General features: G+C 64.1%; 26 protein-coding genes and 1 riboswitch. Of the genes, 9 read left to right on the top strand and 17 right to left on the bottom strand.

The genetic code is table 11. From position 1 onward, the window contains the following. Nucleotides 1–20: 20 nt before the first annotated feature. Nucleotides 21–947: an AraC family transcriptional regulator gene (locus VE092_RS05045; RefSeq protein ID WP_324874424.1), complete on the top strand. Its 927-nt coding sequence runs from the start codon at nt 21–23 to the stop codon at nt 945–947. Here the strand turns inward: VE092_RS05045 and VE092_RS05040 are convergent. Continuing rightward, nucleotides 944–1,576: a GntR family transcriptional regulator gene (locus tag VE092_RS05040; RefSeq protein WP_324874423.1), complete on the bottom strand. Its 633-nt coding sequence runs from the start codon at nt 1,574–1,576 to the stop codon at nt 944–946. The two genes, VE092_RS05045 and VE092_RS05040, sit on opposite strands and share 4 nt — an antisense overlap. Nucleotides 1,577–1,691: 115 nt before the next feature. Here VE092_RS05040 and bioB point away from each other — a divergent pair, with 115 nt between their 5' ends. From bioB to bioD, 5 genes are read left to right on the top strand one after another with little or no spacing between them, the layout of a single operon-like run. Then, nucleotides 1,692–2,711 (top strand): biotin synthase BioB, encoded by a 1,020-nt coding sequence (gene bioB / locus VE092_RS05035; RefSeq protein WP_324874421.1) that lies wholly within the window; start codon nt 1,692–1,694, stop codon nt 2,709–2,711. Beyond that, a complete protein-coding gene (locus tag VE092_RS05030) occupies nt 2,708–3,859 on the top strand; it encodes a cytochrome P450 (protein WP_324874419.1) in 1,152 nt (383 codons plus the stop codon). The genes bioB and VE092_RS05030 overlap by 4 nt, the downstream gene beginning before the upstream one ends. A 10-nt stretch (nt 3,860–3,869) precedes the next feature. Then, a complete protein-coding gene (gene bioF, locus VE092_RS05025; RefSeq protein ID WP_324874416.1) occupies nt 3,870–5,033 on the top strand; it encodes an 8-amino-7-oxononanoate synthase in 1,164 nt (387 codons plus the stop codon). Then, nucleotides 5,030–6,373 (top strand): adenosylmethionine--8-amino-7-oxononanoate transaminase, encoded by a 1,344-nt coding sequence (bioA, locus tag VE092_RS05020; protein WP_324874414.1) that lies wholly within the window; start codon nt 5,030–5,032, stop codon nt 6,371–6,373. Before bioF ends, bioA begins: the two co-directional genes overlap by 4 nt. Further along, complete coding sequence (bioD, locus tag VE092_RS05015; RefSeq protein WP_414653417.1) at nt 6,370–7,050, top strand: dethiobiotin synthase; 681 nt, start codon at nt 6,370–6,372, stop codon at nt 7,048–7,050. The genes bioA and bioD overlap by 4 nt, the downstream gene beginning before the upstream one ends. Here bioD and VE092_RS05010 read toward each other — a convergent pair. The 13 genes from VE092_RS05010 to cyoA form a co-directional block, all read right to left on the bottom strand. Beyond that, nucleotides 7,028–7,636 carry a DUF6988 family protein gene (locus VE092_RS05010; RefSeq protein ID WP_324874410.1) on the bottom strand — a complete coding sequence of 203 codons (609 nt, stop codon included), beginning with the start codon at nt 7,634–7,636 and terminating at the stop codon, nt 7,028–7,030. The genes bioD and VE092_RS05010 overlap by 23 nt on opposite strands. Before the next feature lie 52 nt (nt 7,637–7,688). Next, complete coding sequence (locus VE092_RS05005; RefSeq protein ID WP_324874408.1) at nt 7,689–9,329, bottom strand: histidine kinase famiy protein; 1,641 nt, start codon at nt 9,327–9,329, stop codon at nt 7,689–7,691. 159 nt (nt 9,330–9,488) lie between these two features. After that, nucleotides 9,489–10,190 carry an ABC transporter ATP-binding protein gene (locus tag VE092_RS05000; protein WP_324874406.1) on the bottom strand — a complete coding sequence of 234 codons (702 nt, stop codon included), beginning with the start codon at nt 10,188–10,190 and terminating at the stop codon, nt 9,489–9,491. Continuing rightward, on the bottom strand, nt 10,187–10,963 hold the full coding sequence (locus VE092_RS04995) for an ABC transporter ATP-binding protein (RefSeq protein WP_324874404.1): 777 nt from the start codon (nt 10,961–10,963) through the stop codon (nt 10,187–10,189). Before VE092_RS04995 ends, VE092_RS05000 begins: the two co-directional genes overlap by 4 nt. Then, nucleotides 10,960–12,846, bottom strand: coding sequence for an ABC transporter permease (locus VE092_RS04990; protein ID WP_324874402.1), 1,887 nt, complete (start codon nt 12,844–12,846; stop codon nt 10,960–10,962). Before VE092_RS04990 ends, VE092_RS04995 begins: the two co-directional genes overlap by 4 nt. Nucleotides 12,847–12,891: 45 nt before the next feature. Then, on the bottom strand, nt 12,892–14,091 hold the full coding sequence (locus VE092_RS04985; protein WP_414653416.1) for an ABC transporter substrate-binding protein: 1,200 nt from the start codon (nt 14,089–14,091) through the stop codon (nt 12,892–12,894). Nucleotides 14,092–14,231: 140 nt separating this feature from the next. Then, a complete protein-coding gene (locus VE092_RS04980) occupies nt 14,232–14,768 on the bottom strand; it encodes a response regulator transcription factor (protein WP_324874399.1) in 537 nt (178 codons plus the stop codon). A 132-nt stretch (nt 14,769–14,900) separates the two neighbouring features. Further along, nucleotides 14,901–16,283, bottom strand: a complete 1,383-nt coding sequence (locus tag VE092_RS04975; protein ID WP_324874397.1) for an ATP-binding protein — start codon at nt 16,281–16,283, stop codon at nt 14,901–14,903. 5 nt (nt 16,284–16,288) lie between these two features. Then, nucleotides 16,289–17,134, bottom strand: coding sequence for an SURF1 family protein (locus tag VE092_RS04970; protein WP_324874395.1), 846 nt, complete (start codon nt 17,132–17,134; stop codon nt 16,289–16,291). Next, the gene (gene cyoD, locus VE092_RS04965; RefSeq protein ID WP_006462265.1) at nt 17,131–17,607 is read right to left on the bottom strand and encodes a cytochrome o ubiquinol oxidase subunit IV; all 477 of its coding nucleotides are present in this window, start codon (nt 17,605–17,607) and stop codon (nt 17,131–17,133) included. Before cyoD ends, VE092_RS04970 begins: the two co-directional genes overlap by 4 nt. Next, nucleotides 17,604–18,230 carry a cytochrome o ubiquinol oxidase subunit III gene (cyoC, locus tag VE092_RS04960; protein ID WP_077238011.1) on the bottom strand — a complete coding sequence of 209 codons (627 nt, stop codon included), beginning with the start codon at nt 18,228–18,230 and terminating at the stop codon, nt 17,604–17,606. Before cyoC ends, cyoD begins: the two co-directional genes overlap by 4 nt. Then, nucleotides 18,223–20,226 (bottom strand): cytochrome o ubiquinol oxidase subunit I, encoded by a 2,004-nt coding sequence (cyoB, locus tag VE092_RS04955; RefSeq protein WP_324874391.1) that lies wholly within the window; start codon nt 20,224–20,226, stop codon nt 18,223–18,225. Before cyoB ends, cyoC begins: the two co-directional genes overlap by 8 nt. A 76-nt stretch (nt 20,227–20,302) precedes the next feature. Beyond that, nucleotides 20,303–21,235, bottom strand: coding sequence for a ubiquinol oxidase subunit II (cyoA, locus tag VE092_RS04950; RefSeq protein WP_324874389.1), 933 nt, complete (start codon nt 21,233–21,235; stop codon nt 20,303–20,305). A 162-nt stretch (nt 21,236–21,397) separates the two neighbouring features. On the opposite strand from cyoA, the gene VE092_RS04945 reads away from it, so the two are divergent. Beyond that, nucleotides 21,398–22,741 carry an MFS transporter gene (locus VE092_RS04945; RefSeq protein WP_324874387.1) on the top strand — a complete coding sequence of 448 codons (1,344 nt, stop codon included), beginning with the start codon at nt 21,398–21,400 and terminating at the stop codon, nt 22,739–22,741. Nucleotides 22,742–22,834: 93 nt separating this feature from the next. Here VE092_RS04945 and VE092_RS04940 read toward each other — a convergent pair whose 3' ends face one another. Further along, nucleotides 22,835–23,971, bottom strand: coding sequence for a zinc-binding metallopeptidase family protein (locus VE092_RS04940; protein ID WP_324874385.1), 1,137 nt, complete (start codon nt 23,969–23,971; stop codon nt 22,835–22,837). A gap of 161 nt (nt 23,972–24,132) precedes the next feature. Here VE092_RS04940 and VE092_RS04935 point away from each other — a divergent pair, with 161 nt between their 5' ends. Continuing rightward, on the top strand, nt 24,133–24,429 hold the full coding sequence (locus VE092_RS04935) for a YciI-like protein (protein WP_324874383.1): 297 nt from the start codon (nt 24,133–24,135) through the stop codon (nt 24,427–24,429). 83 nt (nt 24,430–24,512) lie between these two features. Then, a riboswitch (Fluoride riboswitch) is annotated at nt 24,513–24,586 on the top strand. Between the two features lie 84 nt (nt 24,587–24,670). Next, nucleotides 24,671–25,975, top strand: coding sequence for a voltage-gated chloride channel family protein (locus VE092_RS04930; RefSeq protein WP_324874381.1), 1,305 nt, complete (start codon nt 24,671–24,673; stop codon nt 25,973–25,975). Nucleotides 25,976–26,039: 64 nt separating this feature from the next. Here VE092_RS04930 and VE092_RS04925 read toward each other — a convergent pair whose 3' ends face one another. Then, a complete protein-coding gene (locus VE092_RS04925; protein ID WP_324874379.1) occupies nt 26,040–26,207 on the bottom strand; it encodes a hypothetical protein in 168 nt (55 codons plus the stop codon). Nucleotides 26,208–26,475: 268 nt separating this feature from the next. Next, nucleotides 26,476–26,754, bottom strand: a complete 279-nt coding sequence (locus VE092_RS04920) for a helix-turn-helix transcriptional regulator (protein WP_324874377.1) — start codon at nt 26,752–26,754, stop codon at nt 26,476–26,478. Between the last annotated feature and the right edge of the window lie 243 nt (nt 26,755–26,997).

The following is a 26,997-nucleotide window of genomic DNA, read 5'->3' as shown; positions in this document are numbered from 1 at the left end:
TCATTTGCAATCGTCCAGACATGTCCGATTCCATCGATCCCTTGGCCGAGGTCGTCACCCTGCTGCAACCGGCGGCCCGCTATACCAAGTACGTACAAGCGGCAGGCGGCTGGCGGGTGCGCCGTTCGCGTTCCGATCTGGCCTTCTATTGCACCGTTATCGAGGGAAGTTGCCGCATCTTGCGCGACGATGGCGAGGATATCGTCCTGGCAGCGGGTGATTTCGTGCTGGCGCCGGCGCTGGAGGGTTTTACGCTATCAAGCATGCAGGACAGCGACACCGCCTTGCTGGACGAAGACAATCCACCGCCCCGCCTGCCCGATGGCCGCTATCACCTCGGCCCTCTGGAGCTGGCGCCGGAAGTACAACTGGTGGTGGGTCATTGCGTCTTCGACTCCCCCGATACGCCGCTGCTGCTATCGCTGCTACCCGATCTGGTGGTGGTGCGCGCCCATGCGCGCCTGAGCACGCTGGCGCAGTTGGTGGGCGAAGAATTCCGCGCCACCCGGCCGGCGCGCGAGATGGTGCTGGCACGGCTGCTGGAAGTCGTGCTCATCGAGGCCTTGCGGTCGACCTCGCAAGCCGGTTCGGCACCGACGCCCGGCCTGCTGCGCGGACTGGCCGACACCCGGCTGGCGCAGGCGATCCGTGCCCTGCATGCGCGGCCGGCCGAGAACTGGAACGTGCCCATGCTGGCGCGTGAGGCAGCCCTGTCGCGGTCATCCTTCTTCGAACGCTTCCGGCGCGAAGTGGGGCTGGCACCGATGGAGTACCTGCTGGCGTGGCGCATGGCGCTGGCCAAGCGCCTGCTGCTGCGCGCCGATGCCGGCATGACGGAGGTCGCGCAACAGGTGGGCTACAGCTCGGCCTCGACCTTCAGCGTGGCCTTCACGCGTCACGTGGGTGTGCCGCCATCGCAATTCACGCCGGCGCGCCAGGCCGCCTAGCCCGCCACGAAACCGACACGCTCCATGGTGCCGATGTGCATGCTCAGCAGTTGCACCGCTCGGTCGGCCTTCTTACCCTTGAGCGCGTCGATGATGAGCAGGTGATCGTGGTCCGAGCGCGGCTGCCAGCCGCGCTTGAAGCCGGTCGAGAACAGGTAGCGCGAGTTGGTCAGCTGCAGCTGCTTGAGCACTGCCAGCAGGCGCGGCATGCCGCACTCGCTGGCGAGGATGTCGTGGAACAGGTTGTTGGCGGCATCCCACTCGACCAGCGAGGCAGCCCGGGCGCAGGCGTCCTGCGCCTGCTCCAGCCGGGCGATGTGCTCGCCGGTGAACTTGCGCATGCCGTGGCGCAGGGCGAGGATTTCCAGGGCCCCGCGCATTTCGGCGTTTTCCTTGACTGTGGCCCGGTCCACCATGCTGACCCGCACCCCGCGACGGGGCAAGGTGAGCACCAATCCTTCCGCTTCCAGCTGTCGAAAAGCTTCGCGCACCGGCACGTGGCTGGACTGGAATTCCTGCGCCACGTGGTCCTGCCGAAGTGCCGCCCCGCCTGCGATTTCGCCGCGGATGATGCGCGTTCGCAAGACGTCGGCGATGCGGCTGACGGTACTGCCTGGCTCATTATTCATGCTATCAAAGTATAGATAATCTATGAAAAAAGAAATTGTTAAATGAAATTGGCCGAAGATAGAATCCGCCGGAACGAAATTCTAAGCCTTTTTCACCAGCACACGGATTTTATCGATGAGCCATTGCCCCTCTTCCGCCAGTGTCGCGACCAATGTCCCGCTGCATTTCCACGCGCCCCACAAGTCCGCCCCGAGCGCCAACGAAACGATCGAAAGCCTGTTTGCGCTCCCCTTCCTCGACCTGCTGTTCCAGGCGCAGGGCGTGCATCGCCAGCATCACCCGGCCAACCAGGTACAGCTGTCCAGCCTGCTGTCGATCAAGACCGGTGGCTGCGCCGAGGATTGCGGTTATTGCTCGCAGTCGGCGCATCACAAGGAGGCAGGTGTGGCGGCCGGCAAGCTGATGGCGGTGGACGAGGTGGTGCAGGCGGCCCGAGCCGCCCGCGAGCAGGGTGCCACCCGCTTCTGCATGGGCGCGGCCTGGCGCAATCCCAAGGAGCGCGACATGGCGGCACTGACCACCATGGTCAGCGAGGTGCGCGCCCTCGGTCTGGAAACCTGCATGACCCTGGGCATGCTGGAGCAGACGCAGGCCGAGGCCCTGAAGGAGGCCGGTCTGGACTACTACAACCACAATCTGGATACCGCTCCCGATTTCTACGGGCAGGTCATCTCCACCCGCAGCTACCAGGACCGGCTCGATACCCTGCAGCGGGTGCAGCAGGCGGGCCTGCAAGTCTGCTGCGGCGGCATCATTGGCATGGGCGAAAGCCGCGCCCAGCGTGCCGGTCTGATTGCCCAGCTGGCCAGCCTGCCGGTGCCGCCGCAATCGGTACCGATCAACCATCTGGTGCCGATTGCCGGTACGCCGCTGGAAGATGTGCCGCCACTGGATGAATTCGAATTCGTGCGGACCGTGGCGGTGGCGCGCATTGCCTTGCCGCAGGCGGTGATCCGTCTGTCGGCCGGGCGCGAGAGCATGAGCGAGGCCACCCAGGCGCTGTGCTTCGCGGCCGGTGCCAATTCCATCTTCCTCGGCGCCCGCCTGCTGACCACGGCCAATGCCCCCGTTTCGTCCGACCTCGACCTGTTGTCCCGCCTGGGTCTGCAGGCGGCCCCGGCGAGCGCAGGATGAGTGTGCAGTGGAGCGCAGCGCATTGCGGCGGCGCCTGGGTCATCAGCAGTTATGATGGCGTGGCCGCGGCCTTGCGCGATCCGCGGCTGTCGGTGCGACGTGGCGCGCGCTGGATCAACCGGGGCATGGGCAATGTGTCTGCCGAGCTGCCCGCGCAGCGGCGTTTCAAGCGGCTGTTCTCGCGCTCCGTCCTGTTTCTCGACGGACGGGCGCATCGCCGCTTGCGCGGCGTGCTCCATCCGGGTTTCAAGCCCACCGAACTGGACGCACAACGGCCCGCCATCGCCCGTATCGCCGCACAGTTGCTCGACGCCATCGTGATCGATCCCCACGCCCGGCAGGGCTTCGATTTCGTCAGCCGCTTTGCCCGGCCGCTGCCGGCACTGGCCATCGCCAGCCTGCTGGGATTGCCTGGCCGCGTGCCCGCAGCCTTCGTCGACTGGGCCGCCGACCTGGCCGCCTTCATCGGCAGCCCGACCCCGGATGCGTCCCAGACCCTGGCAGCGCAGGCGGCGATGGAAGCACTGTGCGACTTCTTTGCCGGAGTCATGCAGGACGCCGCGGCCTTGCCACCGCACAGCCTGCTGGCGCGCCTGCTGCAGGCGTACCGGCAGCAAGGAATCAACCGCAATGAAATGCTGGCGCAATGCTGTACGCTGCTCTTCGCCGGTTACGAGACCACCCGCAACCTGCTGGGCAATGGCATGCTGGCCCTGCTGCGGCATCCCGCGCAGTGGGCCGCCCTCAGGGCGGATCCCTCGCTGCTGCGCTGCGCCCTGCACGAGATGCTGCGCTATGACAGCCCGGTGCAATACACCGGACGCCGCCTGCTGGCCGATCTTCCGGTGGCCGACCGGACGCTGCGCCAGGGCGAACTGGTGATCCTGCATATCGGACAGGCCAATCACGACCCGCGCCGCTTCACCGACCCGCAACGCTTCGACGTCCAGCGTGATGAGGGCATGCACCTGTCCTTCGGCCAGGGACCGCACGTCTGCCTGGGGGCGTCCCTGACCCTGCTGGAGGCCGAGATCGCCTTCACCGCACTACTGCAACGCCTGCCTACGCTAGCATTGCCGGCCACCCCTCCGCGACGGCAGACGCTTGCCGCCTACAGCGCGCTGGACTGCCTGCCGCTGATCTTCTGAAGGAATGCTCATGCAAGATTTTTCAAGCGAGCTGGCCGCGTTGGCCAGCCAGAGCCTGCTGCGTACGCGGCGCGTGGTGGATGGACCGCAAGCGCCGTTGCTGACGGTGGAAGGACGGCGCCTCCTGTCCTTCTGCAGCAATGACTACCTGGGACTGGCTGACCATCCCGAGATCGTGGCCGCCGGCATCGCGGGCCTGCGACAGTACGGCATGGGGGCCGCGGCATCGGCGCTCCTCAGCGGCCACAGCGCGCCCCTTCAAAGGCTGGAGGCAGAACTGGCCCGCTTCGTCGGGCTGCCGGCGGCGCTGTACTTTTCCAATGGCTACATGGCCAACCTGGGCGTGATCGGCGCCCTGGTGGGCAGCGGCGACACGGTGGTGGTGGACCGGCTGGCCCATGCCTCGCTGATCGATGGCGCACGCTTGTCCGGGGCCAGCCTGAAGGTGTTTCCCCACAACGATTCTGCGCGACTGGCGCAGGTGCTCGCGCGCTGTCCCGACGGACGCCGGCTGGTGGTGACCGATGCGGTCTTCAGTATGGATGGGGACCTGGCGCCGCTGGGCCAACTGGCCACCGTATGCGCGCAACACGATGCCTGGCTGCTGGTGGACGACGCCCACGGCCTGGGCGTACTGGGGCCGCACGGCAGCGGCAGCCTGGCGCAGGCCGGGGTGGCCGCACCGCACGTAATCTACATGGGGACGCTGGGCAAGGCGGCCGGGGTGGCGGGAGCCTTTGTCGCCGGAGAGCCATCGCTGATTGCATGGATCACCCAGCGCGCCCGGACCTACATGTTTACCACTGCCAATCCACCTGCCCTGGCGGTGGCCACCTCGGCCAGCCTGGCGCTGATGGCCGGCGACGACTGGCGGCGCGAGCGACTGCGCGCGCTGGCCGCGCAATTGCGGCAGGGATTGGCTGGCCTGCCGTGGACACTGCTGCCCTCTTCCACCGCCATCCAGCCCCTGATCGTGGGCGACAATGCGGTGACCCGTGCGCTGGCGGCGGCACTGCTTGAGCAGGGCCTGTGGGTGCCGGCCATCTGTCCGCCCACCGTGCCCAGGGGCAGCGCCCGCTTGCGCATCAGCCTGTCGGCCCTGCATACGCCGGAACAGGTCGGACAGCTGATCGCCGCCTTGCAGTCCCTGGCCGCTGAAGGACGGTTCGCATGAGAGCGCCGGACTCCCTGGCCGCCCGCAGCCTGCGCAGCGTCTGGCATCCCTGTACGCAGATGCGCCGCCATGAAGGCGCGCCACCCATCGCCATCGAGCGCGCCCATGGGCCATGGCTGGTCGATACCGATGGCCGGCGCTATCTGGATGCCATCAGTTCCTGGTGGGTCAACCTGTTCGGCCACGCCCATGCGCGCATCAACGCCGCCCTGGTCGATCAGTTGGGCCGGCTGGAACATGCGATGCTGGCCGGCTTCACGCACGAGCCGGTGGTGCAACTGTCCGAGCGCCTGTGCGCCCTGACCGGGGGGACGCTGGGCCATTGCTTCTATGCCTCCGACGGCGCCTCGGCGGTGGAGATCGCACTGAAGATGAGCGTACATGCCTGGCGCAATGCCGGGCAGACCGACAAGAACGAGTTCATCTGTATCGCCGGCGGCTATCACGGCGAGACCGTGGGCGCGCTGGGAGTGACCGATACCCCGCTGTTCCGCAGCGCCTACGAAGCCCTGCTGCGACCGGCGCATGTGGCGCGCTCGCCCGACGCACGGCTGGCGCGCGACGGCGAGAGCGCGACCGATGTCGCCATGCGGGCCCTGGCCGATGTGGAACGTCTGCTGCAACAGGCGCAGGGACGCATCGCCGCCATCATCGTGGAACCACTGGTGCAATGCGCGGCCGGCATGGCCATGCACGAGCCGGTCTATGTGCGTGGCCTGCGGCGCCTGTGCGATACCTATCGAGCGCACCTGATCGCCGACGAGATCGCGGTCGGCTGTGGCCGCACCGGCAGCTTCTTCGCCTGCGAGCAGGCCGGCATCTGGCCCGACTTGCTATGCCTGTCCAAGGGCATCAGCGGTGGTTACCTGCCGCTGTCGCTGGTGATGAGCAGCCAGGCCATCTACCAGGCCTTCTATGACGATGACGTGCGACGCGGCTTTCTGCATTCGCACTCCTACACCGGCAACCCGCTGGCCTGTCGCGCCGCGCTGGAGACGCTGGCGATCTTCGAGCAGGAAGACATTCTGCAGCGCAATCGCGACTTCGCGCCGGTGCTGGCGGCGGCCATGGCGCCGCTGGCGCGGGACAGCCGGGTGCGCCACGTCCGCCAGTGCGGCATGATCTGGGCCTGCGACGCGGCGCTCGACCACGCCGCCGCACCGGCCTTCGCGCGTCGCATGGCCAGCGAGGCGGCTCGACGTGAATTGCTGGTACGGCCCATCGGCGCCAGCGTGTATGTCATGCCTCCCTATATCCTCGACGCCGATCAGGCCGACTGGCTGGGCAAGCGCTTGCATGCAGCCTTCGAGGCGGCCCATGCAGACATGACGGAGACCTGATGGGACGCAGCTATTTCGTCACCGGCACCGATACCGGTGTCGGCAAGACCCTGGTGGCGTCGGCACTGATCCACCTGCATGCCGCGCGCGGACTGCGCACAGGTGGCATGAAACCGGTCGCCTCGGGGGCGCTCCGGCAGGACGGGCAATGGTATAACGAGGATGTGCAAGCCCTGCAGGCGGTGGCCAACGTGGCACTGCCGGCGGCGCTGGTGAACCCCTACCTGTTCCGCCGTCCGACTGCGCCGCATATTGCAGCAGCCGAGGAAAGGCGGACGATCGATCTCGACCACCTGGCGCGGTGCCATGCGCAATTGCAGGCGGCTTGCGAGATGCTGATCGTGGAAGGGGCTGGCGGCTTCATGGTCCCGCTGGACCGGCACCACAACAGCGATGAACTGGTGGCGCGGCTGGGCCTGCCGGTAGTGCTGGTGGTCGGAATCCGGCTGGGGTGCATCAACCACGCCCTGCTGACATGCCAGGCGGTAGAGGCCAGGGGACTGACGCTGGTCGGATGGGTCGCCAACCTGATCGATGCGCTGGAAGACCAGGCCGATGCCATGATCGAGAGTCTGGCGCAGCGCCTGCAGGCACCGCTGCTGGGCCGCTTGCCCTGGTCGCCGGGCATGACTGCGGCGCAGGCGGCGGCGCGGCTTACTTGGCCAGATCCAGCCTGAGCGGGGCGCCCGACTGGCCGCGCGGAGCGGTGAAGTGCTTGTCGTGGATGGTGCGGAAGCTGACGATACCCAGCTCGGCGATGGCATTGGACAGCTGGACCAGTTCGGTCACGGCCTCTTCGGCGTACATGGCGTCAACTTCATTGGCATCGAGCCAGTGGCGGATGCGACGCTCGCCGGCAAACACGAAATCGCTCAGGCGCGCCCAATGGTCGCGGATGAGCACGGCTTCCGGGCCATCGCGTCCGGTGAGTACGCCATCGACCAGCGCCACCAACTGGCGCATGCTCTTGCCGCTGCCATCGGCGAGGAAGCGACCAATCTCTTCCTCGCTGGCGCAATACCACAGCCACAGCGCATTGAAGGCGGTCTCGATCTGGTGTCCGATCAGGGCGAAGGCCGAGGCATGCACCGGCATGTCATCGCGCAGCAGCAGGATGATGCCGCAATGATGCTGGTGGGCCACCGTCAGGCAACCGATGGCAGCGCAGGCGCGACGGTCTGGCGGCAGCGGCTGGCCGTTGAATTCGGCGGAAATGCGGTAGGCCAGGGACTGTGCCCTGGCCAACAGGTGATCCAGTTGCATGGAACGACTCCCTTTCGTGAGGGGACAGGCGGACGGCTTGTTGTTATTGTTTTCAGCTCACGCCAGTGGCGCCGTCGAGGACAATGCGGATCTTGCGGGCCAGTTCATCGTGGCGGTAAGGCTTGTCGAGGACGGGGAACTCGCCATCGGCACCATGCCGCTCTATCGATTCGCTGGCGTAACCGGTAGTTAATAGAATTTTCAGCGAAGGTAACATGCGCCGCGCTTCACGCGCCAGTACCACGCCGTTCATGCTGCCCGGCATGATGAGGTCGGTGAACAGCAGGTCAACCGGCTCGCCAGCGCGGATCAGCTGCAGGGCCTCGGTCGGTGAATTGACCATGCGCACCCGGTAGCCCAGACTTTCCAGCATCGCCTGAGCCAGCTCGGCGACTTCTATTCTATCGTCAACCACCAGGATGTGCTCGTGACCACCCTGGCTCTGGCCGCGCTGGTCATACTCGAAAGCGCCGCCGACCTGGTCCTGGGTGGCGGGAAAATAGATCGTCACCGTGGTACCGCCCTGCGCGCCGGAGGATATCCGCACCGAGCCGCCGGATTGCTTGACGAAGCCATACACCATCGACAAGCCCAGACCGGTGCCCTTGCCTTCGTCCTTGGTCGTGAAGAACGGGTCCATGACGCGGGGCAGGATGTCGGCCGGGATGCCGGGACCGTCGTCGATCACCGCGATGCACACGTACAGCCCCGGCTTGACGCCGATCTGCAGGGCGCGCTCATCGCTGGAGAGGTCCTCATTGCTGGTCTGGATACGTACCCTGCCCTTGCCGGCCATGGCATCGCGCGCATTGATGAGCACGTTGAGCAGCGCCACTTCCATCTGGGTCGGATCGAGCCGGCAATTCCACAACCCGGGCGCCAGGGCGGTGCGTACCTGGATATCCCCCCCCAGGGTCCGCTGCACCAGATCGGTAAAGCCATCCGTGAGCGAATTGAGATTGATGGTGCGACCTTCCAGGCGCTGCTTGCGGGCGAAGGCCAGCAGCTGCTGGGTCAGCATGGCCGCCTTGCCGGATGCCTTGCGGATACTGTCGGTGCTGCGCGCCACGCGGCCCAGGTCGGGCACATCGCTGCGCAGGGCCAGATTGATGATGTCGAGATAGCCGCTGATGACCTGCAGCAGGTTGTTGAAGTCGTGCGCGATACCACCGGTCAGCTGGCCCAGCGCTTCCATCTTGCGCGCCTGGCCCAGGGCCTGTTCGGCGTCCCGCCGGCGGCTGATGTCCAGTTGCGAGCTGAAGAAGTATTTCAGTTCGCCCTGCTGGTCATAGACGGGCGAAATGAAGAGCGCGTTCCAGAAGGTGGAACCGTTCTTGCGATAGTTCAGCAACTCAGTGGCGATCTCGCGCCGTTCGGACACGGCTTCGCGCACCTGCGCTACCACCGCACGGTCGGTTTCCGGGCCTTGCAGGAAACGGCAATTCTTGCCGATCACATCGGCCCGGCTGTAGCCAGTCATGTTGATGAAGGCATTGTTGACGAAGATGATGGGGTTGTCCGGCTGGTTCGGGTCGGACACGATCATCGGCATGCGCGTCATTTCGACGGCGGCAAAAAAGATATCGTTGGCGTCATCGCCTACCGCGACCTTGGCGTGGTCGTTACGTATTCCTGCATCGTTGTAGTCGTCGGCAGGCCAATGCACCGGAAGGCGCTTGGCAAGTGTGGGCATTGTGTTCTTCTCCGTATGGATGGGCTCGGTTGCAGCGTGGCAAGCAAAGGCGAGCTGAAACAAGCTGTTCTCAGGAGTTTGGACACACGCGGACTCAACGGTTCCCCCGCAATTGCAACAAGCGCGACGGTGCTTTGTTACATCCTTTTGAAGCCCTTGCTACAGGCCGGACTGCTGCTGATGAGCTTGCACCTGTTGGGGACTGCCGTGATGCAGGATACGACCCTGATCGAGCAGATAGGCACGGTCGCTGACCAGGCTGGCGAAGTGAATGTTCTGTTCGCACAGCAACACCGACATGCCGCGTTCCTTGAGCCGGATGATCATGGCCGCCATCTGCTCCACGATAACCGGCGCCACCCCTTCGGAAGGCTCATCCAGCAGCAGCAGATGGGGATTGCCCATCAAGGTGCGGGCGATGGTCAGCATCTGCTGCTCGCCACCGCTCATGCGGCCACCCGGGCGTTCAGGCATGGCGCCCAGGTTGGGAAAGAGATCGAACAGCGCCTGCGCTGTCCAGACCGGCGCACCGTCACGCGGTGGCTGGCGCCCTGCTTCCAGGTTCTGCAGCACGCTCAGTTCGGTGAAGATGCGGCGGTCCTCCGGGACGAAACCCAGGCCCAGCCGCGCACGCTGATACGGTGCCAGGCGCGCGAGATCGCGACCACCGAAACTGACCTTGCCACGCGTCCCCTCCAGCAGCCCCATCACGGCCTTGAGGGTGGTGGACTTGCCGGCACCATTGCGTCCCATCAGGGCCACTACTTCGCCCCGGCCCACCTTCAGGCTGACATCGAAGAGGATATGGGCGCGGGCGTAGAAGGCGTTCAGGGCCTCGACCTGCAGCAAGGCTGCGCTCATGCCGGGCTCCCCATATTGGCCTCGCCGAAGCTGGCGCCGCTGCCGAAATAGGCCTCGCGCACACGGGCATCGCGCCGCACCGACTCGGGTACACCCTGGGCGATCAACTGGCCACGCGCCAGCACGATGATGCGGTCGGCAAAGGCGAAGACCACGTCCATGCTGTGTTCGGTGAACAGGACCGAGAGCCCGCGCTCGCTGACCAGGCGCCGCGTCAGGGCCATCAATTGCTGGCGTTCGCGGGGCGCCATGCCGGCGGTGGGTTCGTCCATCAACAGCAGCCGTGGTTCGTTGGACAGGGCCATGGCCAGTTCCACCCGCTTGATGTCGCCATAGGCCAGTACCCCGCAGGCACGGCGCGCCTGCGCTGCCATACCCACCTGCTCCAGCAGCGCCATGGCTTCATCACGCAGGCAGGAAGCCGCAGGACGCCACCAGCGCCACAACTGGCGCCGGTGCGAGAGCAAGGCGGCCTGGACGTTTTCCAGCACGGTCATGGAGCCGAAGGCGGCCGATACCTGGAAGGTGCGGGCCACGCCGCGCTGCCAGATATGGCGCGCCGGCATGCCGGCGATGTCTTCGCCCGCCAGCAGCACGGCGCCGGCATCCGGGCGCAACTGGCCATTGATCAGGTTGAAGCAGGTGGACTTGCCGGCGCCATTGGGGCCGATCAGGGCCAGCATCTGGCCGGCCGGGAGTTCGAAAGACACATCATCCAGCGCGGCCACGCCGCCGAAGGTCTTGGACAGGTGTTGCACGTGCAGCAGGCTCATGCGCCCTCCCCCCGTCCGCGCCAGCCGCGCAAGGCGCCCACGATCCCGCCTGGGAAGAGCAGGACCAGCAACAGGATCACCCCGCCCAGCAAGGCGCGCCAGTAATCGGTCTCGCGTGCCACCAGGTCCTGCAGCCAGACGAACAGCGAAGCGCCCAGCAAGGGACCGAGCAGACTCTGCACGCCGCCCAGCAGCACCATCACCAGCCCATCGACCGAGCGCCCTACACTGGCCACCTCGGGAGAAATGCTGCCCTTGGAAAACGCGAACAGCACGCCGGCCAGGCCGCAGAACAGACCGGCCACGGCAAAGCCGCCCCACTGCAGCGCACGCACATCCATGCCCAGCGCCTCGGCCCGCACGGGCGCATCGCGTGCGGCGCGCAGGGCCAGACCGAATGGCGCCTGCACCACGCGTCGCAACAGGTATACGCCCAGCGCGGCGCAGGCCAGCGCCAGGTAGTAATACGCCACGGGGGAAGCCAGCGCCTCGCCCGGGCGCAGACCGACCAGGCCATTGCTGCCGCCGGTCAGATCATCCCACTGGAAGATGCCGGCCCAGACGATCTGCGCAAAGGCCAGCGTGAGCATGGCCAGGTACACGCCCGACAGGCGCACGCAAAACCAGCCGAACAACAGGGCGGCCAGCATCGCCGCCAGCGCGCCGCTGACCATCGCCAGCGGCAGCGGCCACTGCAGGCGCAACGAGACCAGCGCGGCGGCATAGGCGCCCAGGCCGAAATAGGCGGCATGACCGAAGGACACCATGCCCCCCGGCCCCATCAGGAAATGCAGGCTGGCGGCGAACAGCACGGCGATCAGGATTTCCACCATCAATACCGGCAGATAGGGGAAGCGCCCCGCCAACAGCGGCAGGGCCAGCAGCAACAGCAGCGATGCCAGCCCGGCCAGGCGCGCGACACGCCCGCCTGCTTCCAGCGGCGCGGTATGGGCCGCCGCCACGCGCACCGCCGCCAGCGGCTTGCCGAACAGGCCCCAGGGGCGCAGCACGAGGATCACGGCCATCACCAGAAATTCGACCACCAGCGTCAGCCGCGAGAGGGAGAGGTCGAAGCCGAAGACGGAGACGTTGCCCACGGCGATGCAGAGTGCCTTGACTTCGGCGATCAGCACCGCGGCCGCGAAAGCACCGCCGATGGAGCCCATGCCGCCGACCACCACCACCACGAAGGCGTTGCCGATGGTGTCCAGGTCCAGGGCCAGGTTGGCCGGCATGCGCGGCCCTTGCAGCGCGCCACCGAGGCCGGCCAGGAAGCAGCCCAGGGCGAATACGGCGGTAAACAGCCAGGCCTGGTTCACACCCAGTGCACCCAGCATTTCACGGTCCTGGGTGGCGGCGCGGATCAATGTGCCCCAGCGGGTGCGGTTGAGCAGCAGCCACAGCAGCGCCAGCACCAGCGGGCCAATGAAGATCAGCAGCAGGTCATATTGCGGCAGGCGCCGTCCCAGCAGTGGCACGGCACCGCCCAGGCCCGGGGCACGCGGGCCGAACAGGTCTTCCGGGCCCCAGTACCAGAGGGCGGCGTCCTTGATCACCAGCACCAGCGCAAAGGTGGCCAGCAACTGGAACAGCTCGGGCGCGCGATAGATACGCCGCAGCACCACGACCTCCACCAGCGCGCCGAGTGCCGCCACGATCAGGGCCGACAGCAGGACCGCGCCCCAGAAGCCGAGCGCGCTCGCGCCCAGCCGTTCCATCAGGCTATAGGCCAGGTACAGGCCCAGCATGTAGAACGAACCATGGGCGAAGTTGACGATGCGGGTGACGCCGAAGATCAGCGACAGGCCGACGGCCACCAGGAACAGCGCGGAGGCATCGGCCAGGCCATTGACCATCTGCACGGTGAGACTGGCCAGGGTCATGGCGTCACGCGCGCTCGCCGGAAAGGAAGTTCACCACGACGACACTCAATCGGCCGGGCGCAGTTTCCTGACCTCGTCATCGGGCAATTGCAGGCTGGCGCCGTCGACGTAGCTGAAGCTGGTCATGATGCCCTTGCCATCCTTGATGCCGGTGCGACCGACGAAGGCGCCCAGGGTGGACTGGTGGTCCTGCGGGCGATAGACGATGCTGGCCACCGGCGTGTCGACCTTCAGGCCGGAGAAGGCGGCGGCAAGCTTGTCGGCATCGGTGCTGCCGGCCTTCCTGATGCCGGCCGCGATCGACATCAGGGCGCTGTAGCCGACCAGTGAGCCGTTACGGGGGTAGTCATTGAATTTCTTGCGGTAGGCCTCGACGAACTTCTTGTGCTCGGGCGTATTGATGGCGTACCAGGGATAGCCGGTGACGATCCAGTTCTGCGGGGCTTCGTTCTTCAGCGGGTCCAGATATTCCGGCTCGCCGGTCAGCAGCGACACCACTTCCACATGATCGAACAGGCCGCGGGTATTGCCTTCCCGCACGAACTTGCCGAGGTCGGCCGCGAACAGTGCATTGAAGATGGCATCGGGCTTGGCGTCCGCCAGGGCCTGGGTCACTGCACCGGCGTCGATCTTGCCCAGCGGTGGCGCCTGTTCGACCACGAACTCCACATCGGGCTGGGCCTGCTTCATGAGGGTCTTGAAGCTGGCCACGGCCGACTGGCCGTATTCATAGTTGGGGTAGACGATGGCCCAGCGCTTCTTTTTCAGCTTGACCGCTTCCTTGACCACCGAGGCCACCAGCATGTAGGTGGAGGGACGCAGGCGGTAGGTGTACTTGTTGCCGTTCTGCCAGACGATCTTGTCGGTCAGCGGTTCGGCGGCGAGGAAGAATACCTTGTGCTGGCGGGCGTAATCGGTCAGCGCCAGGCCGGTGTTGGAGAGGAAGCCGCCGAACAGCAAGGCCACCCGCTCACGCGCCATCAATTCCTCGGCCACGCGCACGGAGTCGCCGGGGTTGCCATTGTCGTCGCGGGCGATCACTTCCAGCTTCTTGCCCAGCACGCCACCGGTGGCATTGACTTCATCGAGGGCCATTTCCCAGCCGCGGCGATACGGCTCCAGGAAGGCCGGTTGTGCCTTGTAGCTGTTGATCTCGCCGATCTTGATGGTCTCCTGGGCGTTGGCGCAGACGGTGGCGCTGGCGCCGGCCAGGGACAGGATGGCGGCGCCGGCCGCCCACAGGATGCTGCGCTGGAAGTTGAACTGGAAGTTGAACTGTTTCACGTCATTCCCTTTTGATGAGATGGCCTTCTGATCCCTGGCGGTAACGCCGGGCGGTCTTGATGATCATCGCCGGCGCCCTGCCCTGGCGCTTGCCGGGATGCCTACTTGACCCGTTGTTTTTCCAGCTTGCGGGCCAGGGTACGGCGATGCATGCCCAGCCGGCGGGCAGTTTCGGAGATATTGAAATCGGTTTCCACCAGCACCTCATGGATGCGCTCCCATTCCAGGGTCTTGATGGAGGTGGCGCGGGATGGCAGCTCGACCTCGGAGACGCCGGCCACGTGGCCGAAGGCAGCTTCGATGTCGTCGGTATTGGAAGGCTTGGCCAGGTACTGGCAGGCGCCCAGCTTGATAGCTTCGACCGCCGTGGTGATGCTGGCAAATCCGGTGAGGACCACGATCAGCATGGCATCGTCATGGGCATGCAGCATCTGCACGCAGGCAAGACCCGAGGCGTTGCCACCCAGCTTGAGATCGACCACGGCGTAGCCGGGGCGGTGCTGCCGCAGGTGCACGGCCGCTTCTTCCTGGCTGGCGGCGAGCAATACGGTATAGCCACGGCGCTCGAAGGAGCGCCCCAAGGTGCGTGCGAAGGCGGCATCGTCCTCGATGATCAGGAGCAGGCGATCAGCCGGCATGTACATTCCCTATTTCTTCTATCTGCTTTCCCAGGGCGCTATTGTATGTCGAGACGGCGCCAGGCATGTCAGCCAGCAAAAGAAAAAGGAATGATGGCAATCAAACGCGCTTGGGGCGCGGCTTGCGGCACATCAAGCGCCGGTCGGAAAATCCGGCGCGACACTACCCGGTGCCGCCTCGGGCGGATTTTCCAGGCTGATGGCCGACAGCGGCAACTCCAGCGTGACGCAGGCGCCACCACCACTGCGATGGCTGGCCCAGACCCGCCCTCCCAGCTTACGCGCGACGTTGACCACGAAGAACAGGCCCAGACCGCGACCGGGCTTGCCCTTGGTGGACTGGTAGGGCTTGCCGATCTGGTTGATCATCCAGTCCGGGAAGCCCGGGCCCTGGTCGGTCACTTCCATGAGCAGCAGATCGCCTTCACGCCGCACCTCCAGCGCCAGCCAATGCGGCGAGACCTCGAAGGCATTGTCCAGCACGTTGCCCAGCATCTGCTTGATGGCCGAGTCGAAGGCCACCGGCACATCCTGTTCGATCAGGTTGCGGTACTGGAATACCTCCACCGGCCGCGTCTTGCGCCAGTCCTCGGCCACGCTGTCGAGGAAGGTGTTGAGGGTGGTCTTGATCGAGGATTCGCCACGTGCCTGACCGGCCGAGAGCAGTACGCCGCTGACGATGGACTTGCAGCGCTGCAGTTGGGCTTCCATCTCGGCGATATCGTCCAGCATGTCCTGGCGCTGGCTGATCTCGGGCATGCGCTTCCAGTCGCCGAGAATGACCGAGACGGTCGCCAGTGGCGTGCCCAGTTCATGGGCGGCGCCGGAGGCCAGCAGGCCCATGCGCACGATATGGTCCTCCTCCGCGGCACGCTGGCGCAGGTCGGCCAGCAGGGCATCGCCGGCACGCAGGTTGCTGCTGATGCGGGTGATGAAGAACACCATCAGGCCGGCATTGAGCAGGAAGCAGATCAGGGTACCTTCCACATACAGGCTCAGCAGGCCGGCATTGTGGTCCGGCGGCAGCGCCAGCGGCTCGGAGAACAGCGCCAGTCCGGCCAGGCAGACCATGGTGACACCGACGATGGCCCAGCTCGACCAGGGCTTCAGGAGCACGGCCGAGAGGATGATCTGCATCAGGTAGAGGAAGGCGAAGGGATTGGTGATGCCGCCGCTCAGATAGAGCTGGAAGGTCAGCACCGCTACATCCACCAGCAAGGCCAGGAACAGTTCGGCGTTGGTGGCAATGCGCCGTTCATGCCAGCGCAGGTGGCTGGCGATGTTGAAGGCGATCAGGCAGGACAGCACCTCCAGCATGTGCGGCAGCGGCAGGTGCAGGTCGAACACCAGCACCACGAAGGCGATGGTGGACACCTGCCCCAGCACCGCCAGCCAGCGCAGCTGGATCAGCAGCAGCATGTTCTGGTGGCCGGCCGGGTTCTGCTCCCCCTGGCGCAGGCGCTGCCAGCGCTCGCGCAGGGTCTTGCGCTTGGCGAAGGTGTCGGCGGCGGTCATGCGTGTCAGCCCTTGGAGCGGGCTTCCTGGATGCGCTGGCGCCAGCGGCGCTCATCGCGGATCACCCAGTAGCCTGCGCCTAGCGACATCAGGGCCAGGGCGTACCAGGTCAGGGCGTAGACCAGGTGGCTGTTGTGGAAGGCGATGACGGTCAGGCCACCGACCGGTTTCTGCGCATCCGGGGCAACCACGGCGTTGGCTTCGGCCGATGCCTTGTCGGCATCGACGAAGTATGGCGCCACCTGGCTCAGACCGTGCGCCTGGGCAATGGCTGCGACGTCGCGCGAATACCAGCGGTTGTGGGACGGGTCATTGCTGCGCAGGAAGCCACCACCCTGCTCGCTCATGCGCAGCAGGCCGGTCACCTGCACCGGCCGATCGGCCGGGCCATCCGAGATCCCCGCGACGCTCAGCTTGAGCGGCGAGGCAGCGACGAAGCCGCGATTGACCAACACCAGCGTGCCATCGGCCAGCTGCAAGGGCGTCAGCAGCCACGAACCGCTGCCCAGGTCGGTGCTGGCCTGCACGGCCACGGTCTGGCTGTAGAGGTAGCGGCCGGACAGGCTCACGCGGCGATATTCGTCACGTTCAGCCGAGACCTGCGGCCATTCCTGGGGGCCAGGAGCGGACACGGGTGCGGCATGCACGCGGGCATCGACCTTGGCGATCAGGTCCAGCTTCCATTGCAGGCGATAGACCTGCCAGCTTCCCAGCGCGGCGAAGACCAGAAAGAAAAATCCCGCCAAAAGGGTCAGCAACAGCAGGCTGGCCTTTGTGCGGGATACCGGAGCGGCTTGCGCCGCTCCGCTTTCTTTGCCCTGCTTCACGCCTTGATTCGGCGTCGGGCTCATTTCGATTGGGCTGCGCCGTGTTGCATACCCTGCATGCCCTGCATCGATTGCGGGACAGTTTCGGTCGGCATGTTTTCCGGCGACATGGTCGGCATCATGTTGTGGTTCAGGTGATACATGACCCACAGCGAACCGGACAGGGTGATGACCACGATGACGATGGTGAAGATCATCGCCAGCATGTTCCAGCCACCTTCGGACTTGCCGTTCATGTGCAGGAAGTACTTGATGTGCACCACGATCTGCACGGCCGCGAAGGCCAGCAGCACGATGCCCAGCGTGGCCGAGCTGGAGATGGACTTGTTCATCACCATCCAGAACGGGATCGCAGTCAGGATCACGGCCAGCACGAAGCCGGTGACGTAATCCTTCATCGTGCCGTGGGCGGCGTGGTCGCCATGACCATGACCGTGGCCATGGTCATCGTGGTGGCCCATCGGACGGGCCGGGTGTTCTTGGTGGCCGCGGCTCATGGCAGGACTCCCATCAGATAGACAAAGGTGAAGACACCGATCCAGACCACGTCCAGGAAGTGCCAGAACATCGACAGGCACATCAGGCGACGGCCGTTGGCTTCGGTCAGACCATGCTTGTTGATCTGGAACAGCAGCACGACCAGCCAGATGATGCCGAAGGTGACGTGCAGACCGTGGGTACCGACCAGGGCAAAGAACGAGGTCAGGAAACCGCTGCGGGTCGGGCCGGCGCCTTCGTGGATCAGGTGCAGGAACTCATACAGTTCGAAGTAGATGAAGCCGGCACCCAGCAGACCGGTGATGACCAGCCAGATGATGGTGTTCTGCTGCTTCTTGGCCTGCATGGCCAGCATGGCGAAGCCGTAGGTGATCGACGACAGCAGCAGCAGCGCGGTGTTCAGCGCCACCAGCGGCAGGTCGAACAGCTCGGCGCCGGTCGGGCCGCCTGCGTAGTTGCGGCCGAGCACGGCATAGCACGCAAACAGGCAGGCGAAGATCAGGCAATCGCTCATCAGGTAGATCCAGAAGCCCAGCAGGGTGCCGTTCTCCGGATGGTGATGGCGGACGAAATAGCGCGAGCTAGGCGTCGCGTCGGCCGTGTGGTTGATTGCTTCAGACATGGCTATTCAACAGACGTGTGCGCTCTGCTTCGACACGGACGACTTCGTCGGCCGGGATGTAGTAGTCGCGGTTGTAATTAAAGGTGTGGATGATGGTGGCGGCAACCAGGACGACGAAGATTGCCACGGCCGGCAGCCACATGTGCCAGATCAGGGTGAAGCCCAGCACTGCCGACAGCGCAGCGATGATGAAGCCGGCACCGGTGTTCTTGGGCATGTGGATTTCCACGAAGTCACCCAGCGGACGCTGATACTTGTTCTTCTTCATGTCAGCCCAGGCGTCGTTGTCATGCACGACCGGGGTGAAGGCGAAGTTGTAGACAGGCGGCGGCGAGGAAGTCGACCATTCCAGGGTACGGGCATCCCACGGGTCGCCGGTGACGTCGGCCAGCTTCTTGCGATCGCGGATGGAGACGGCGATCTGGATGATGAAGGAACCGATGCCCAGGGCGATCAGGCCGGCACCCAGCGCGGCGATGACGAACCAGATCTGCAACGACGGATCGTCGAAGTGGCTCATGCGACGGGTCACGCCCATCAGGCCCAGCACGTACAGCGGCATGAAGGCCAGGTAGAAGCCCACGAACCAGAACCAGAACGAGCACTTGCCCCAGAACTGGTTCAGCTTGAAGCCGAAGGCCTTCGGGAACCAGAAGTTGATGCCGGCGAACATGCCGAACACCACGCCACCGATGATGACGTTGTGGAAGTGAGCGATCAGGAACAGCGAGTTGTGCAGCACGAAGTCGGCCGGGGGAACGGCCAGCAGCACGCCGGTCATGCCACCGATGACGAAGGTGACCATGAAGCCGATGGTCCACAGCATCGGTACTTCGAAGCGGATGCGACCACGGTACATCGTGAAGAGCCAGTTGAAGATCTTGGCACCGGTCGGGATCGAGATGATCATCGTGGTGATGCCGAAGAACGAGTTCACGCTGGCGCCCGAACCCATGGTGAAGAAGTGGTGCAGCCACACCAGGTAGGACAGGATGGTGATCACCACGGTCGCATAGACCATGGAGGTGTAGCCGAACAGACGCTTGCCGCTGAAGGTCGAGACGATTTCAGAGAACACGCCGAAGGCCGGCAGCACCAGGATGTAGACCTCGGGGTGACCCCAGATCCAGATCAGGTTCACGTACATCATGGCGTTGCCGCCCATGTCGTTGGTGAAGAAGTTGGTGCCGAAGACGCGGTCCAGCGACAGCATGGCCAGCACGGCGGTCAGCACCGGGAAGGCCGCCACGATCAAGACGTTGGTGCAGAGCGAGGTCCAGGTGAAGACCGGCATCTTCATCATGTTCATGCCCGGGGCGCGCATCTTGACGATGGTCACCACCAGGTTGATGCCGGAAAGTAGTGTCCCTACCCCGGCCACCTGCAAGGCCCAGATGTAGTAGTCCACCCCCACGTCAGGGCTGTACAGGATGCCCGACAGCGGCGGGTAGGCCAGCCAGCCGGTGCGGGCGAATTCGCCCACGAACAGCGAGGCCATCACCAGCAGCGCACCGAAGGTGGTCATCCAGAAGCTGAAGTTGTTCAGGAACGGGAAGGCCACGTCGCGCGCACCGATCTGCAGGGGCACGACGTAGTTCATCAGACCGGTCACCAGAGGCATGGCCACGAAGAAGATCATGATCACGCCGTGGGCGGTGAACACCTGGTCATAGTGGTGCGGCGGCAGGAAGCCGGCGTTGTCGCCGAAGGCGATGGCCTGCTGTGCGCGCATCATCACCGCATCGGCAAAGCCACGCAGCAGCATGACGATGGCCAGCACGATGTACATGATGCCGATGCGCTTGTGGTCGATACTGGTGAACCAGTCGCGCCACAGCATGCCCCACAGGCGATATTTGGTGAGCAGGCCCAGTACCACTATGCCGCCCAGCGCCACCATGGCGAAGGTACCGATCAGGATCGGCTCATGGTATGGAATCGCTTCCAGACTGAGGCGACCGAAGATCAGCTTTATCAGGTCAAAATTGTCAGACATCTTTACTTCCCGGGGAAAAAGGAAATTGGGGCGCAGCGGTGTTCTGCTGCGCTGATACGGCTACCAGGCAAGGAAATCATTCAGCCTTTTGCTGGCCCGGTTTCACGTTCAGATCGGTGGCCATCATCTTGTCCATGCAAACCGTGTTGGGTGCGACGCAACGATTCACGATGGCGTGGAACAGGTTCGGCTCGACGCTGCCGATCAGGCGGGCAGGTTCGCGCTCGCTGGGCTGTTCCAGCTTGAGGTACTCGGCACGGTCCAGCTTGCCGGAGTCAGCCTTGGCCTTCTGCACCCAGGCGTCGAAGCCGGCCTGATCCATGCCGTGGAACTTGAAGCGCATGTGCGAGAAGCCGGCGCCGCTGTAGTTGGCCGAGAAGCCGTCGTATTCACCGGCCTTGTTGATGACCGCGTGCAGCTTGGTTTCCATGCTCGGCATGGCGTAGATCTGGCCGGCCAATGCTGGGATGTAGAAGGAATTCATCACATTGGAGGCGGTAATTTTGAACTGGATGGGAACATCCACCGGCGCGGCCAACTCATTGACTGTAGCGATGCCCTGTTCCGGATAGATGAACAGCCACTTCCAGTCCAGCGCGACCACCTCGACCACCAGCGGCTTGACCTGCGGTGCCAGCGGGCGTTGCGCATCGATGCGAGAGAGAGGACGGTACGGGTCCAGGGTGTGGGTGGTGATCCAGGTCAACAGGCCCAGGGCGATGATGATCAGCAGGGGTGCGCCCCAGATGACCAGCTCCAGACGGGTCGAGTGATCCCAGTCCGGCTCGTAGGGAGCAGAAGTGTTGCCCTTGCGATAACGCCATGCGAACAGCAGCGTCAGGATGATCACCGGAACGATGATGAGCAGCATCAAGGCGGTCGAGATGACGATCAGGCGCGCTTGCTGGTTAGCGATGTCGCCGGAAGGATTCATCACGACGGTGTTGCACCCAGCCAACAAAAGCGCAGGAAGCAGGAGCAATCCGCGACGAAGGATTTGAGAAACCATGAAGGAAAATTCCAGTCGTATGTATCAGAGCGTGGTAATGTAACGCCAATAAAGTGTGTTGGCGATTGGACGTTTTGTCCCACCCTGTCAGCTGCCACCTGCCAGGTTGGGATATTAGTAGTACGTACTGCGACTAAACCTCTAACAGTGGGAGACAAAGCCATGGCAAGCACCAGCATCCACAACAGTCAAGGGTCGGGTGAATTCAGATCGCAATCGGACCATCCTTCCACTTCCCACGACCACGGCAGGATCGAACCCGGTGAAATCGCCGTCGGCGTGGTCATCGGACGAGCGTCCGAATACTTCGATTTCTTCGTCTATGCGCTGGCTTCGGTGCTGGTGTTCCCGACCCTGTTCTTCCCCAACGATCCGAAACTGGAAGGCACGCTCTACTCCTTCGTGATCTTCTCCTTCGCCTTCCTGGCCCGCCCCATCGGGACCACGATCTTCATGGCGATTCAAAAGCACTACGGCCGAGAGGTGAAACTGACGCTGGCGTTGTTCATGCTCGGCTTTTCGACTGCGGGCATTGCTTTGTTGCCAACTTTTGAGCACATCGGTGTCTGGGCCATCATCTTGCTCTCGCTTCTGCGGGTTGGTCAAGGCTTGGCGCTGGGTGGGGCGTGGGACGGCCTGCCTTCGTTGCTGGCGATGAACGCGCCTGAGCACAAGCGTGGTTGGTACGCCGCGCTGGGCCAGCTCGGCGCACCGCTTGGCTTCGTGGTGGCGGCCAGTCTGTTCGCCTACATGCTGACCAGCCTGACCACGGCCGACTTCCTCGAATGGGGCTGGCGTTATCCGTTCTATGTGGCCTTTGCCATCAACGTGGTCGCCCTGTTCTCGCGCCTGCGCCTGGTGTCGGCCCCGGAATACGCCAAGCTGCTCGATGAACGCGAGCTGGAACCGGCCGGCGTCGTCGAGCTGGCCACCACTCAGGGCCGCAACATCATCATCGGCGCCCTGGCCGCGCTGGCCAGCTACGCCCTGTTCCACCTGGTGACGGTGTTCCCGCTGTCGTGGATCAAGCTGTATTCGCTGCGTGAAGCCGCCGATTTCCTGGTGATCCAGATCTGGGGCGGGCTGATCATGGCGGTCGGCATCGTGGTCTCCGGCGTGGTGGCAGATCGCTTCGGTCGCCGCAATACCCTGGGTTCGATGGCCCTGCTGATCGCCATCCTGTCGGCCTTCGTGCCGACCCTGATGAATGGCGGCGAATCCGGGCAGAACACGTTCATCCTGATCGGCTTCGCCCTGCTGGGCCTGTCCTACGGCCAGGCAGCCGGCGCGGTGACCGCCAACTTCAAGACCCGCTATCGCTACACCGGCGCGGCCCTGACTTCCGATCTGGCCTGGCTGGTTGGCGCCGGCTTCGCTCCGCTGGTGGCGCTGGGATTGTCGGCCCACTTCGGCATGGCCTACGTGAGCTTCTACCTGCTCTCCGGCGCGGTCGGCTCGCTGGCTGCACTGAGCCTGAACCGCGCACTGGAAGCGCGCGACGACTGAGCGATCAGGGTTCGGCCGCCGGGGGCGGCCAGCCATCAAAAAACCCGGAAGCTGGCTTCCGGGTTTTTTATTGCCTCACCTGGCGCCAGGCGGCTATACGGCTTCTTCCTGCGACTCCCTGCGCTCGCCATTGACCACCTCGTGTACAAAGCGCAGTTTCTCCAGCACCGGTGTGGTCAGGGTGAAGGGATAGGAATCCGGCATGCCGATGCTGCGATTGAGACTGTTGAGCACATAGGTCAGCGCGAACCACTCCCGCGCCAGCTCATCGAATGACCCCGCCGCCACCGGCGGCGCCTTGATCACCAGCTTCTGCTCGCCCTGATGGCGCGGCCGCAGCTGCACCCCGCAGGCATAGGCCGTCTCCAGGGTATCGAACATGTGCAGGTAGTGGGCCCAGGTCTCGGCCCAGTCTTCCCATGGATGGCTGCTGGCGTAGGCGCTCACGAAATGTTCCTCCCAGTCGACGCGCGGACCGTTTTCGTAGTGGAGCTTGAGCGCCTCGCCGTAATCCTGGCGTTCATCCCCGAACAAGGCACGGAACGGCCCCAGCCAGGTGGTCGGCGCCACCAGGCGATCAAAGTAGTAGTGCCCGCTCTCGTGCCGGAAATGCCCCAGCAGCGTACGGTAAGGCTCGGCCATCTGCTCCCGCGCCTGCTCGCGATAGGCCGGATCGGCTTCGGCGATGTTGATGGTGATGACGCCGTCGGCATGCCCGGTCAAGACCCGCTCGCCATGCGGCAGATCCTGCAGGAATTCGAAGGCCAGCCCGGCTTGCTCGTCCTCCATCTTCGGGACCGGCTGCAGCTGCAGCGTCCACAACGAATGCAGCAGGCGCCGCTTGGCCGTTTCGAGCCGGCTCCAGAGCACGCGATTGTTGTCTTCTTCCAGATTGGGGATCACGCGAGTCAGGCGGCAGGAAGCGCACAGCTCATGCGGCTCGCGCTCATCCAGCATCCAGTTGCAGATATTCTCCCGCCAGTAGTTCACGCACTGCTTAAACACCCGCCCCTCATTCTCCGGCTTGACGCTGCGCCAGCGGCCGGCCCCGACCGCCGGTGCGGATTCAGCGGCGTCCCCGGCGGCGACCGGAGACGCCACTTCCAGCGGAGAAAAGCTGGCAATGGCCTGCAATTCGGGCTGATAGCCCAGCATCCACCCGCAATTGCCGCAGACGGTATTTTCGAAGAAGACCTGCATGCCGCAATTGTCGCAATGGAAGGTTTTCATGATGGCTCCCCTGTTATTGGTCGTGGCCGCGCCTGGACTGGCACAGCGGTAGGCGTTTGAAGGCCAATTCGCCGATACGTTCCTGCATCTGAAACGTTTGCCAAGTGCAGCCTTCTTCAGCGATCCTAGCGCGCTGTGATCTTCACTCGGGAGCCATTGCCATGCTTTACCTGCTCAGCTATGAATTCGTCGGCGACTACCTGGAGCGCCGCACCGCCCTGCGCCCCGCCCACCTGGACCTGTGCCGGCAAGCCGTGGCCCGCGGCGAAATGCTGGCCGGCGGCGCTGTCGGCGATCCTCCGGCCAGCGGGCTGCTGCTCTTCCTGGGAGCAGCCGAACATGCCGAGCGCTTCGCCGCCGCTGACCCGTATGTCACGCATGGACTGGTGACACGCTGGCAGGTGCAACCCTGGCACGTCGTGGTCGGCACCAAGGAACTGTTGCCCGACCCGCTCTAAGGCCCGGCAGGGCCGTCACCGTGTTGCGCAGGATCAACTGTTGACGGCGATACGTTGTCGATGAGCTTCAAAATTGTTACTATTGAAAACAAGGAGATGGCATTCCTCCTCAAACCGCCACCCAATCCCATTGGGGGCTGATGATGCCTACAGTGACCTGGCAATCCGGGGCTGTAGGTGTTTGCCTTCACGCTTCCCCTGCTTCGTATTTCCAGGCCGATTCACTCCCAGTCCTGGCAATATGAAACATTCCAAATACCCGGAACAGCTCTACCTCCTGCCCTATATCGTCAAATGGTGCCTGATTGCCTGCCTGGTCGCGGCGCTGGCAGGATCGGCCTCGGCCTTCTTCCTGTTCGCGCTGGACTACGCCACGCAATGGCGCCAGGGCCATCCCTGGATCATCTGGCTGCTGCCGCTGGGTGGCTTTATCGTGGGCTGGCTCTATCTGCACACCGGCAAGCCGGTCGAAGCAGGCAACAACCTGCTCATCGATGAAATCCACGACCCGCGCAAGGTGATCCCCCTGCGCATGGCGCCACTGGTGCTGTTCGGCACCGTGATGTCGCACCTCTTCGGCGCCTCCGTCGGGCGCGAAGGAACCGCCGTGCAGATGGGTGGCGCGCTGGCCGACCAGCTCACCCACCTGCTGCGCCTGCGCACCGAAGATCGCCGCATCCTGCTCATGGCCGGCATCAGCGCCGGCTTCGCTTCCGTCTTCGGCACCCCGATGGCCGGCGCCATCTTCGGGCTGGAAGTGCTGGCCATCGGCCGCATGCGTTATGACGCCATCCTGCCCTGCTTCATCGCCGCCATCGCCGCCGACCAGGTCGGCTTGGCCTGGGGCGTGCATCACACCCACTACCTCATCAGCGGAAGCGCCCCCGTCACCTTATGGAGCGTGGCCGCCGTGATCGCTGCTGGCGTGGTGTTCGGCCTGATCGGTATGGTCTTTGCCAACAGCACGCATCGCCTGTCAGCCTTCATGAAAAGCCGCATCGCCTATGCGCCGCTGCGCCCCTTCGTCGGTGGGCTGGTCGTGGCGCTCGGGGTGTGGGCCATCGGCACCGATCGCTACATCGGCCTGGGCATTCCGGTCATCGTGGAAGCCTTCCAGCAACCGCTGGCACCCTGGGATTTCCTGGGAAAGATGGTCTTCACCGTCACCTCGCTGGGAACCGGCTTCAAGGGCGGCGAAGTCACGCCGCTGTTCTACATCGGCGCCACCCTCGGCAACGCCCTGGCACCGCTGCTGCACCTGCCCTTCTCGATGCTGGCCGGCATCGGCTTTGTGGCCGTCTTCGCGGGTGCGGCCAATACGCCGATTGCCTCCACCATCATGGCCATCGAATTGTTCGGGCCGGAAATCGGCCCGTTTGCTGCGCTGGCCTGCGTGGTCGCTTACCTGTTTTCCGGCCATACCGGCATCTACCACGCGCAACGGGTGGGCTGGGCCAAGCATGGCCTGCTGCCCCGGGGATTGAAGATCGGAGAAGTCAGGGCCTACAAGGCGAAGAAATCGGCTGAGCCGACCAATGAAGGCTGATCGGCGAGACTGCATTGCAAGCATTGGTGAGGGGCAAGGAAGTGCTGCCCCCTTGGATGCGGCGTTATTGCGCTTCTACGGCATTAGCGATGTCGATGTGGTCTTCGGCCACCTTGGCCAGCATCTTGCAGGCGGTGATCGTCAGACGCAGCAAGACTTCCCTGTCAACCACTGACAGCAAGGGCTTGCCATCGATAGCCTCCGCGTCGCTGAATGCGATCAAGGAAAGCAAGGTGGAGACGCCGCCACCTATATCCAGCGAATAGTCAGCCAGGGTTTTCTGATGCGACGGGGGCGTATCGGCGCGATGCCAGGAGAACGAACGATCGGGGACGAGTCAGGGACGTGCGAACACTTGTCGGACATGGTTTCTCCGGTAAGAAGGATTGTTGAATGTCGTGGGTGTGTTCGAGTCGCCAAACTCGATCCCATGTGCGATGGGATGGCGGAGACTAGCAAGCATGATGCGCTAGCGTCAAGGCAGGATCGCCAATTGCCGCTCAGAAGTCCAATTGTTCCTTGGAGATACCCAAGGCGACTGCGATCCTTGAAATCGTAGATGTTCTCGGCCTCAGGGTCTTCTCATATTTTGCATAGAGCGCCTGGCTAATCCCGAGGCGTTGCGCGACGACCGCCTGTGTCAGCCCCAGATGCTCGCGCCATGCCTGTATCGGCGTCAAGCCGTCCATGGTCGCACCCACTACTTCATTGGCAATCCGATTACCCTGCCCGCCGTAACTTGGAGTCCGGATCATTTGAATATTGTTAGCGGCCTTCATCTCGCCTCGTCACGTTCTGGAGAGTTGTCTCATCAAGGCCAAATATAGCCGCGCTGCGACTTCTGGGCAGATAAAGCTGACTTCAGGAAGAAATTCTCGTCACTTCCACTACTGAGCAATTGAACATCCCGCCCGGTGAAACTCCTTCCGGTTAAAAACATTCATCAGCAAGCCCACCCAGAACGCAGGATAATTCACCACACCAGCCGCATACCAAGCGGCCCATCCGACGGCCCACCAAAG

Origin of the sequence: Herbaspirillum sp. (assembly GCF_035644555.1) — a bacterium.
In the GTDB taxonomy this organism is placed as follows: domain Bacteria; phylum Pseudomonadota; class Gammaproteobacteria; order Burkholderiales; family Burkholderiaceae_D; genus Herbaspirillum.
Note: the sequence above shows the minus strand (reverse complement) of the source record. Positions and strands in the feature narration are given on the sequence as shown.

Bases quoted from the DNA above. Each gene is read 5' to 3' on its own strand.
- VE092_RS05045 (WP_324874424.1), top strand. From the start codon at position 21: ATGTCCGATTCCATCGATCCCTTGGCCGAGGTCGTCACCCTGCTGCAA.
- VE092_RS05040 (WP_324874423.1), bottom strand. From the start codon at position 1,576: ATGAATAATGAGCCAGGCAGTACCGTCAGCCGCATCGCCGACGTCTTG.
- bioB (WP_324874421.1), top strand. From the start codon at position 1,692: ATGAGCCATTGCCCCTCTTCCGCCAGTGTCGCGACCAATGTCCCGCTG.
- VE092_RS05030 (WP_324874419.1), top strand. From the start codon at position 2,708: ATGAGTGTGCAGTGGAGCGCAGCGCATTGCGGCGGCGCCTGGGTCATC.
- bioF (WP_324874416.1), top strand. From the start codon at position 3,870: ATGCAAGATTTTTCAAGCGAGCTGGCCGCGTTGGCCAGCCAGAGCCTG.
- bioA (WP_324874414.1), top strand. From the start codon at position 5,030: ATGAGAGCGCCGGACTCCCTGGCCGCCCGCAGCCTGCGCAGCGTCTGG.
- VE092_RS05010 (WP_324874410.1), bottom strand. From the start codon at position 7,636: ATGCAACTGGATCACCTGTTGGCCAGGGCACAGTCCCTGGCCTACCGC.
- VE092_RS05005 (WP_324874408.1), bottom strand. From the start codon at position 9,329: ATGCCCACACTTGCCAAGCGCCTTCCGGTGCATTGGCCTGCCGACGAC.
- VE092_RS05000 (WP_324874406.1), bottom strand. From the start codon at position 10,190: ATGAGCGCAGCCTTGCTGCAGGTCGAGGCCCTGAACGCCTTCTACGCC.
- VE092_RS04995 (WP_324874404.1), bottom strand. From the start codon at position 10,963: ATGAGCCTGCTGCACGTGCAACACCTGTCCAAGACCTTCGGCGGCGTG.
- VE092_RS04990 (WP_324874402.1), bottom strand. From the start codon at position 12,846: ATGACCCTGGCCAGTCTCACCGTGCAGATGGTCAATGGCCTGGCCGAT.
- VE092_RS04980 (WP_324874399.1), bottom strand. From the start codon at position 14,768: ATGCCGGCTGATCGCCTGCTCCTGATCATCGAGGACGATGCCGCCTTC.
- VE092_RS04975 (WP_324874397.1), bottom strand. From the start codon at position 16,283: ATGACCGCCGCCGACACCTTCGCCAAGCGCAAGACCCTGCGCGAGCGC.
- VE092_RS04970 (WP_324874395.1), bottom strand. From the start codon at position 17,134: ATGAGCCCGACGCCGAATCAAGGCGTGAAGCAGGGCAAAGAAAGCGGA.
- cyoD (WP_006462265.1), bottom strand. From the start codon at position 17,607: ATGAGCCGCGGCCACCAAGAACACCCGGCCCGTCCGATGGGCCACCAC.
- cyoC (WP_077238011.1), bottom strand. From the start codon at position 18,230: ATGTCTGAAGCAATCAACCACACGGCCGACGCGACGCCTAGCTCGCGC.
- cyoB (WP_324874391.1), bottom strand. From the start codon at position 20,226: ATGTCTGACAATTTTGACCTGATAAAGCTGATCTTCGGTCGCCTCAGT.
- cyoA (WP_324874389.1), bottom strand. From the start codon at position 21,235: ATGGTTTCTCAAATCCTTCGTCGCGGATTGCTCCTGCTTCCTGCGCTT.
- VE092_RS04945 (WP_324874387.1), top strand. From the start codon at position 21,398: ATGGCAAGCACCAGCATCCACAACAGTCAAGGGTCGGGTGAATTCAGA.
- VE092_RS04940 (WP_324874385.1), bottom strand. From the start codon at position 23,971: ATGAAAACCTTCCATTGCGACAATTGCGGCATGCAGGTCTTCTTCGAA.
- VE092_RS04935 (WP_324874383.1), top strand. From the start codon at position 24,133: ATGCTTTACCTGCTCAGCTATGAATTCGTCGGCGACTACCTGGAGCGC.
- VE092_RS04930 (WP_324874381.1), top strand. From the start codon at position 24,671: ATGAAACATTCCAAATACCCGGAACAGCTCTACCTCCTGCCCTATATC.
- VE092_RS04920 (WP_324874377.1), bottom strand. From the start codon at position 26,754: ATGAAGGCCGCTAACAATATTCAAATGATCCGGACTCCAAGTTACGGC.